The organism is Alcanivorax sp., assembly GCF_014762765.1.
Classification (GTDB): domain Bacteria; phylum Pseudomonadota; class Gammaproteobacteria; order Pseudomonadales; family Alcanivoracaceae; genus Alcanivorax.
Map to the genome: position 1 here is coordinate 39,744 of NZ_JABURH010000202.1, position 6,683 is coordinate 46,426.

At 58.6% G+C, this 6,683-nt stretch carries 5 protein-coding genes; 4 read left to right on the top strand and 1 reads right to left on the bottom strand.

What is annotated here, in order from left to right:
• The 4 genes from HUJ17_RS15910 to HUJ17_RS15925 all read left to right on the top strand — a co-directional run.
• A partial coding sequence (locus tag HUJ17_RS15910; protein ID WP_290511610.1) for a YqiA/YcfP family alpha/beta fold hydrolase occupies positions 1 to 331 on the top strand: 331 nt, incomplete at its 5' end.
• A gap of 82 nt (positions 332 to 413) precedes the next feature.
• A complete protein-coding gene (parE, locus tag HUJ17_RS15915; RefSeq protein WP_290511611.1) occupies positions 414 to 2,300 on the top strand; it encodes a DNA topoisomerase IV subunit B in 1,887 nt (628 codons plus the stop codon).
• Positions 2,301 to 2,531: 231 nt separating this feature from the next.
• Positions 2,532 to 4,772 (top strand): DNA topoisomerase IV subunit A, encoded by a 2,241-nt coding sequence (parC, locus tag HUJ17_RS15920; protein ID WP_290511612.1) that lies wholly within the window; start codon positions 2,532 to 2,534, stop codon positions 4,770 to 4,772.
• 246 nt (positions 4,773 to 5,018) lie between these two features.
• Positions 5,019 to 5,948 carry an acyltransferase gene (locus HUJ17_RS15925; RefSeq protein WP_290511613.1) on the top strand — a complete coding sequence of 310 codons (930 nt, stop codon included), beginning with the start codon at positions 5,019 to 5,021 and terminating at the stop codon, positions 5,946 to 5,948.
• A gap of 66 nt (positions 5,949 to 6,014) precedes the next feature.
• Here the strand turns inward: HUJ17_RS15925 and HUJ17_RS15930 are convergent.
• A partial coding sequence (locus HUJ17_RS15930) for a TIGR04219 family outer membrane beta-barrel protein (protein ID WP_290511614.1) occupies positions 6,015 to 6,683 on the bottom strand: 669 nt, incomplete at its 5' end.

Consider the following 6,683-nt stretch of genomic DNA (forward strand, 5'->3'; position numbering starts at 1 on the left):
GGCGGTAATCGTAAATCCTGCCGTTCGACCATGGCGACTACTGGACAAATACACAGGTATCCAGCATAACTATCACACTGGCGAGGCCTGGGAATTCAATCCGGCCTGGCTGGACGAGCTGAAGCGCTATGAAGTGCCGGCCATCAGCCAGCCGGAAAACCTGCTTCTGCTCACCCAGACCGGCGATGAAACCCTCGATTGGGAAGACGGCTGGGACTATTACGGGGACTGTCACCGCTATTGCGGCTTGGGTGGCAGCCACGGCTTTGATAACTTTGACGCCTTCATTCCGCTGATACTGCGGTTTTGTGGTATTGAAATACACGCCTGATGCCCGAGGCCAGACGCCAGACGCTTGATCTTGCCAAGCGTTCAGCGTCTGGCGTCATGCGTCTGGCGCTTCTGGAAAATCTATGGCCAATACGTATACGTCCGAAAATATTGAAGTGTTGTCGGGCCTCGACCCGGTGCGCAAGCGCCCGGGGATGTACACCGATACCTCCCGCCCCAATCACCTGGCCCAGGAAGTCATCGACAACTCCGTGGATGAAGCCCTGGCCGGCCATGCCAAATCCATCAAGGTCACGCTGCTGAAGGATGGCGGGGTGGAAGTGGAAGATGATGGTCGCGGCATGCCGGTGGACATGCACCCGGTGCAGAAAAAGCCTGGTGTGGAAGTGATCCTGTCCACGTTGCATTCCGGCGGCAAGTTCTCCAACAACAACTACCAGTTCAGCGGTGGTCTGCACGGGGTGGGCGTCTCGGTCGTGAATGCCCTGTCCACCAAGCTGGAGATCCTGGTGAAACGGGATGGCCAGCTGCACCGCATGGAATTCGGTGATGGCGAAAAACGCAGCGACCTGGAAGTGGTCGACACCGTCGGTAAGCGCAACACCGGCACCATTCTGCGTTTCTGGCCCGATGCCAAATACTTCGATTCCCCGAAGATTTCCGTGTCCCGGCTCAAGCATCTGCTGCGCGCCAAGGCGGTGTTGTGCCCGGGCCTGCTGGTCACCCTGGACAACCAGGTCAGCGGCGAAACCGACAGCTGGCAGTTCGCCGATGGCCTGATCGAATACCTGCTGGAATCCGGCCGTGGCTGGGAGCGGGTACCGGATGAACCCTTCAATGGCGCCATGAGCGCAGAAACCGAAGCGGTGGACTGGGCGGTGATGTGGCTACCGGAAGGTGGCGAGCTGGTGCAGGAATCCTACGTTAACTTGATTCCCACTCCCCAGGGGGGGACTCACGTGAATGGGCTGCGCTCTGGCTTGCTGGAAGCCATGCGCGAGTTCTGTGAGTTCCGCAACCTGCTGCCCCGTGGTGTCAAACTGACCCCGGAAGATATCTGGGACCGGGTTGCCTATGTGCTCAGTGTCAAGATGCAGGACCCGCAGTTCGCTGGCCAGACCAAGGAGCGTCTCAGTTCCCGGCAGACCGCCGCGTTTGTCTCCGGCGTGGTCAAGGATGCGTTTTCCCTGTGGTTGAACCAGCACACCGATGAGGCCGAGAAGCTGGCGGACCTGTGCATCAACAATGCCCAGAAGCGACTGCGCGCTGCTAAGAAAGTCACTCGCAAGAAAGTCACCAGTGGCCCGGCATTGCCCGGCAAGCTGGCTGACTGCACCAGCGACGACCCTTCCCAGAGTGAAATCTTTCTGGTGGAAGGGGACTCGGCGGGAGGCTCTGCCAAGCAGGCCCGGGACCGGGTCTACCAGGCCATCATGCCCCTGCGCGGCAAGATCATGAACACCTGGGAAGTGGATTCCGCCGAGGTGCTGGGCAGTCAGGAAATTCACGATATCGCTGTGGCACTGGGTATCGAGCCGGGCAGTGATGATCTGGGCGGCCTGCGTTACGGCAAGGTGTGTATCCTCGCCGATGCGGATTCTGACGGTCTGCACATCGCCACCCTGATCTGCGCCCTGTTCCTGCGCCATTTCCCGGCGCTGGTGAAGAACGGTCATGTGTTCGTGGCCATGCCTCCGCTGTACCGCATCGATGTGGGAAAGGACGTGTACTACGCCCTGGACAAGGAAGAGCGCGAAGGGGTGCTGGACCGCATCAAGGCCGAGAAGAAACGCGGCAAGGTCAATGTCACCCGCTTCAAGGGCCTGGGCGAGATGAACCCGCTGCAACTGCGCGAAACCACCATGGCCCGGGACACCCGCCGGCTGGTACGTCTGGAAGTGACCGGCGGCGACGACACCCACCAGCTGATGGATATGTTGCTGAGCAAGAAGCGCGCCTCCGATCGCAAGGTCTGGCTGGAAGAGAAGGGCAATCTGGCGGAGATTTGAGTTGCAAGTTGAAAGTTTCAAGTTGCAAGGCGCGGAACAGAACGTGCAAGCCGGCAAGGCCGTGCCCGCGAACCACCGTTAATGGCCAGCGCGGAACGCATACCGTCCAGCGAACAACTACCCGGCCTCGCGTTGTAACTTTCAACTTGAAACTTGCAACTCCTTGCGCCGAAAGAATGTATGGCCTATCGGCACTTACCGGTGCTGGGTAAATAAGAAGGCATTGAAGAAATGGCTGATGAATTCGAAAGTTTTCCCTTAAGGGAATATACCGAAAAAGCGTACCTGGATTATTCCATGTACGTGATTCTTGACCGGGCGCTGCCCAATATCGGTGACGGCCTCAAGCCTGTGCAGCGGCGTATTGTCTACGCCATGAGCGAGCTGGGCCTGAAGGCCACCGCCAAGTACAAGAAGTCCGCCCGTACCGTGGGTGACGTGCTGGGTAAGTATCATCCCCATGGTGATTCTGCCTGTTACGAGGCGATGGTGTTGATGGCGCAGCCGTTCAGCTACCGCTATCCGCTGGTGGATGGCCAGGGGAACTGGGGTAGCGCGGACGACCCGAAATCGTTCGCTGCCATGCGTTACACCGAATCCAAACTGGCCCCCTATGCGGAAGTGCTGCTTTCCGAATTGGGCCAGGGCACGGTGGAATGGGTGCCCAACTTCGACGGCACCATGGACGAGCCCAAGCTGCTGCCGGCGCGCCTGCCCAATGTGTTACTTAACGGCACTACCGGTATCGCGGTGGGCATGAGCACGGATATTCCACCGCACAACCTGCGTGAAGTGGCCAATGCCTGTATCCATCTACTCAAGGACCCGGGTGCCTCTCTGGATGATCTGATGCAGTACATCCAGGGGCCGGATTTCCCCACCGAGGGTGAGGTGATTACTTCCCAGAACGACATCATCCGCATGTATGCGGAAGGCAAGGGTTCACTCAAGCAGCGTGCCGTGTATGAGCGCGAGGAAGGGGACATCGTCATCACTGCCTTGCCCTACCAGGTGTCCGGCGCCAAGGTGCTGGAACAGATCGCCGACCAGATGCAGAAGAAAAAGCTGCCCATGGTCAGCGATCTGCGAGATGAGTCGGATCATGAGAACCCCACCCGCCTGGTGATTACACCGCGTTCCAACCGGGTGGATATTCCGCAGTTGATGAGCCACCTGTTTGCCACTACGGATCTGGAAAAGAACTACCGGGTGAACCTGAACATGATCGGCATCGATGGCCGGCCGCAGGTAAAAAGCCTGGATATGATTCTCAACGAGTGGCTGCAATTCCGCATGGTCACTGTGCGCCGGCGTCTGCAGCATCGTCTCGACAAGGTGTTGGAGCGCTTGCACCTGCTGGAAGGTTATTTGGTCGCTTACCTCAATATCGATGAGGTGATCCATATTATTCGTACCGAAGACGCACCGAAGCCGGTGCTGATGGAGCGTTTCGGTATTTCTGATCGCCAGGCGGAAGCCATCCTCGAACTGAAGCTGCGCAACTTGGCCAAGCTCGAGGAAATGAAGATCCGTGGTGAGCAGGATGAGCTCAACGAAGAACGGGAAAAGTTGGAAGAAACACTGGGGTCCACCGCCAAGATGAAAAAGTTGGTGGCCAAGGAACTGCAGGAAGATGCGGACAAGTATGGTGACGACCGTCGCTCTCCGCTGGTAGAGCGTGATGCGGCAACGGCGCTGGATGAAACCGATCTGGTCAGCGCCGATCCGGTGACCGTGGTGTTGTCCGAGAAAGGTTGGGTGCGTTCTGCCAAAGGGCATGATGTGGACGTGGTCGGCCTCAGCTACAAGGCCGGTGACAAGTACAAGGCTTCGGCCCAGGGTAAATCCAACCAGCCCGTGTGCTTCATCGACAGCACCGGCCGCAGTTACTCCCTGCCGGCCCATACCCTGCCCAGTGCCCGTGGCCAGGGCGAGCCCCTGTCCGGCCGCGTCAACCCACCCTCCGGGGCCAGCTTTATGGCGGCGGTGATGGGCAAGGAAAAGGATGCCTACCTGATGAGTACCGATGCCGGTTACGGCTTCGTGGTGCGCTACGGGGATCTGCTGGCCAACAAGAAGGCAGGCAAGACGGTGCTGTCGGTGCCCAAGGGCGCCAGGGTGCTGCCGCCGAAGCCGATTGCGTCCACCGAGGACGATCTGATTGCGCTGGTTTCCAACGAAGGCCGTTTGTTGGTGTTCCCGGTGAAGGAGCTGCCGGAAATGGCACGGGGCAAGGGCAACAAGATGATGTCCATCCCTGCTGCCCGGGTGGCCGACCGGGTGGAGTTCGTGCAGGACATGCAGGTATTGGGGCCGCAGGATGCCCTTACCATCCATGCCGGCAAACGCCACCTGACCTTGAAGGCCGGCGACCTGGAGCACTATTACGGGGAGCGGGGCCGCCGCGGTGCCAAGCTGCCGCGTGGTTTCCAGAATGTGGACCAGATGGCGGTGGAGCGTAAAGGCGAATAGTCTCACCCCATCACTGAGTAATAAAAAAACGGCACGCCTCAGCGTGCCGTTTTTTTTGCTTTGTCACTGCTGATCCAGCAGCCAGGTTCGTCATGTGAAAGATGACTCCCATACCGTAAGGGTGCGGCTGTGGGAAGCGATGCTTGCATCGCGAAGATGCCTGCCCCTTGCCCGACACACTTGCGTGATTGTGAGAAGCGGGTTTAATAACCTTCCTGACGGAGTAAAAAGAACAGGAGTGTGTGCATGGGTGCCACGATAACAGGCGTTATCACCGCAATATTGTTACTGCTGAATACGCTGGTGCTGATTGGCCCCATGATGCTGGTGGCGTTGCTCAAGGTGATTCTGCCGGGCGCGCGAGCCCGCCAGATCTGCTCCTCTGTGGTTATGGGTATCGCTGAAACCTGGGCCGAGATCTGCAAGGGCATCTTTGCGCTGATGACGCCTACCCAGTGGGATATTCGCGGGGTGGAGGACTTGCGCAGTGATACCTCCTATCTGGTGGTCAGCAACCATCAGTCCTGGGTGGATATTCCTGCCCTGGTGCAGGCGTTCAATCGCAAGACCCCTTATTTCAAATTTTTTCTCAAGAAGGAACTGATCTGGGTGCCGTTTCTGGGGCTCGCGTTCTGGGCGCTGGATTACCCTTTCATGAAGCGTTACAGCAAGGCGTTTCTGGACAAGAATCCGCACCTGAAGGGCAAGGATCTGGAGATTACCCGGCAGGCCTGTGAGAAATTCCAGGGGATACCGGTGACGGTGGTGAACTTCCTGGAGGGCACCCGCTTTACCGCTGAAAAACACCGCGATCAGCAATCCCCTTACCGGCATCTCCTCAAGCCCAAGGCCGGCGGAGTAGCGTTTGTGCTGGCCGCTCTGGGCGACAATCTGGATGCCCTGCTGGATGTGACGATTCTTTACCCGGAGGGAACTCCACCAGGGTTCTGGGACCTGCTTTGCGGTCGGGTGTCGCGGGTGGTGATCGATGTGCAGACCCGGGCCCTGGACCCGGCCCTGTGGCGCAGTGATTACCAGGAAGATCCGGTCTTCCGGGCGGAAATGCAACAGTGGGTCAGTGATCTGTGGGCGCAAAAGGATGCGCGTCTGGTGCAGATGACAGAGCAGGAAAGGGGTGACAGGGCCCTGTCGGGGGAACGCGCCAGTAGCGAGTAACGCGCCGCGAAAGGCATTGCTCCCTCTTTCATGGGGTGAGAGGGGCAATGCCAGTCCGGTCTGTGCCTAGAAGCTCAGTGAGGCCGCCAGATAGGGGCCGCCCATGTCCAGATCCGCGTCCAGATCGCTGACATCATCCAGCTCCAGATCCATGTGCTTGTAACCCAGCTCCACGCCCAGCAGGAAATCCGAACGCCAGCCGATACGGGCGGTCAGATCCCGTAAGGTGTTGCCATCGTAGCTGATGGTATCGATCTCGCCGCCCACATAGACGCCGGGCACCGGCAGGTTGAGCCGGCCGGAGGCATGCAGCATGGGCAGGGTTTCATCGAAGTTCTTGGTGGTGCTGACCAGCAGGTTGTCCAGGCTGATGCTGCCTTCGATCTTGCGCACGGTCAGCCCCAGATTCACTTTCAGGGCATTATCCAGCGGCGTGTAGTAGAGGGTGCCGTCGAGGATATCCAGATCGATATCGGTTTCCACTTCGGTGTTGGCCACAAACAACTGCCCATTGAACACAAAGGTTCGTTCCAGACGGTTACTGGCGTCATCAGAGAGATCCAGGCTACGCACCCGTACATTGGGAATCAGCGGTACGGCATGTTCCACGCCCAGATAGAGCACCCGCTGGTTGGCTTCATCGAAACCCAGATCATCCTGCATATCGATATCTTCACCACCGGAGGCTACAGTGCCTTCAAATTCGGTGTCCCAGCTGTAACCGCCGGCGTAGAC

Excerpts from the sequence above, each read along its gene's own strand:
- parE (WP_290511611.1), top strand. The coding sequence starts at position 414 with ATGGCCAATACGTATACGTCCGAAAATATTGAAGTGTTGTCGGGCCTC.
- parC (WP_290511612.1), top strand. The coding sequence starts at position 2,532 with ATGGCTGATGAATTCGAAAGTTTTCCCTTAAGGGAATATACCGAAAAA.
- HUJ17_RS15925 (WP_290511613.1), top strand. The coding sequence starts at position 5,019 with ATGGGTGCCACGATAACAGGCGTTATCACCGCAATATTGTTACTGCTG.